The following is a 2103-nucleotide window of genomic DNA, read 5'->3' as shown; positions in this document are numbered from 1 at the left end:
CCATTAGCATCTGTTACCGTAAAGATATAAGATCCCGGTGTAGTGGTCGTGAAGACATTTGCTGCAAATGTTCCTGTAGCAGGTACACTTGTATAAGTAAAAGGTCCGTTTCCGCCTGTTGGTGTTAAGGTTATCTGAGCCGCTGTTGGCACGCTACAAGTAATATCTTTATTTAAAACTGCTGATAAAGTCAAGGCAGGATAAACTACAACAACATTACTGTCTGCCGTACAACCGTTACCATCTTTTATTCTAACAGTATAATTTCCCGGTGTTGTTACAACAAAAGTATTTGCTGCTTGGTAGGATGCTCCATTATCAATACTATAGCTTAATGGTGCTACAAGACCTGTACCTGCCGTAGCAGTAATGGTATAAGCTCCAGAACCTAAACACTGACCTGCTGCTGATGCGGTAACGCTAGGTGCTAAATCCTTGGCAATGGTAATATCTAATTTTAGAATACAACCATTTGCATCTATAATATGTACATCCCAGTTCGTGTTTACTGTTGGATCTAATTGAGCAGTATTCGAACTCGTATAAGCCCCTACAGGTGCATTATCCGGTACAAATGAATATTGATATACCGGTGAACCTCCTGTAACAGTTACTGTTACACTTGAAGTTGGTACAGAACAATTGGCGTTTACTGTGGTATAACTTGCCCCTAAAGCAGCCGGTTGGTTTATTATAACTGAAGTAGTTGCTGTACAACCTGTTACTTCATCAGTAACTACAACAACATAAGTTCCTGTAGCAAGATTAGTTAAATTGATCACTGCTGCAGTTTGACCTGTAATTGCAGCCGCTCCATTTACTGTATAACGGTACGAAGTTGCATACCCGCCAACAGTATATCGGGCTGCTCCTGTATTTGTTCCATTACACAGGACATCGCTTATTTTTGCTCCAACAACTGTAATAGGAGTAACCGCAGCTATAGTATAAGCTTTGTCAATATAACAACCGTTAGCATCGGTAGCTCTAAAGTTATAAGTACCAGGAGCTAATCCAGGGAAAACTCCTGTCGTGTTTGATGCAGCAGAAGCTCCAGGTGATGTAATGGCATAAGTGATTGTTCCAACTCCATTAACTGATACCGCTGTAACAGTAGTGGTTGTAGCGACACATGTTATGGCGTTTGCTGTAAAATTAATATCGGTTGGTGAATTTAATCTGTTTATGGTAAGGGTCTGAACAGCTGTCTGACACCCTTGAGCATCCCGAACAACATAAGATATGATTTGATCCGTACCATTATCGTTAACTGTTAAAGTATTGGCAGCGCTAAAAGTTACACCTCCATCAAAACTATATTGATATGGAGCTGTTCCTGTTGTAGGAACGGCAATGGTAACAATAGCGACTTGTTTTACATTTGAGGTATTACAGCTAAAAGCAGTTGCACTAGCTGTGGCTACTAAAGCTGTAGGCTCACCCACAGTGATGCTTCCAACTGATGAGACACAATCTTTGCTGTCTTTTATCTGATAATTATAAGTTCCTGCAACAAGTCCGGTATAACTGGATTGTGCTGTAAAAGTAGTCGGCGCAGGATTTACAGTACTGTTGTAAAATAAATACGTATAACCTGCTGTTCCTGAGGCTCCGATTAATTGTACCGAACCTGTAGCGCTTCCATAACATAATGCATCAACTTTTGTTGCGCTTACTGTTGGATATACAATAGCATTCACTGTAGTAGTAACAACCGAAATACAACCATTGGCATCGGTAATTTCAAACTCATAAGTATCGGCAGTAGTAGCTGTATAATCAAAGCTAGCCCCTGTAACAGGGATACTCGCTCCATAAGCCCCGGCTCCTATTTTAACTTTATAAGTAAATGGTGCTGTTCCGCCTAAAATATCAACTGTAATAATCGCATCAGGTGTAGCACTTGTACAATCTAAGGTTTTTGATATCACCGCACTTCCCTGAATTTGAGGCGCAATAACAATGTTGCTTATCGTAGCAGTACAGCTATTGCTGTCTGTAACTACAATAGTATGGGTACCTGGACCAACATTGGTAAAGGTATCTGAATTTTGAGCCGGAGCCCCGTCTAAACTATATGTATAAGGAGCTGTTCCGTTTGCT

General features: G+C 40.7%; 1 protein-coding gene. It reads right to left on the bottom strand.

Annotation, left to right across the window (positions count from 1 at the left end):
• The coding region (locus tag B0A66_RS21275) for a hypothetical protein (protein ID WP_208862613.1) at positions 1–2103 on the bottom strand (2103 nt) is incomplete at both ends.

It is taken from the genome of Flavobacterium hercynium (assembly GCF_002217285.1).
Taxonomy (GTDB): domain Bacteria; phylum Bacteroidota; class Bacteroidia; order Flavobacteriales; family Flavobacteriaceae; genus Flavobacterium; species Flavobacterium hercynium.
Note: the sequence above shows the minus strand (reverse complement) of the source record. Positions and strands in the feature narration are given on the sequence as shown.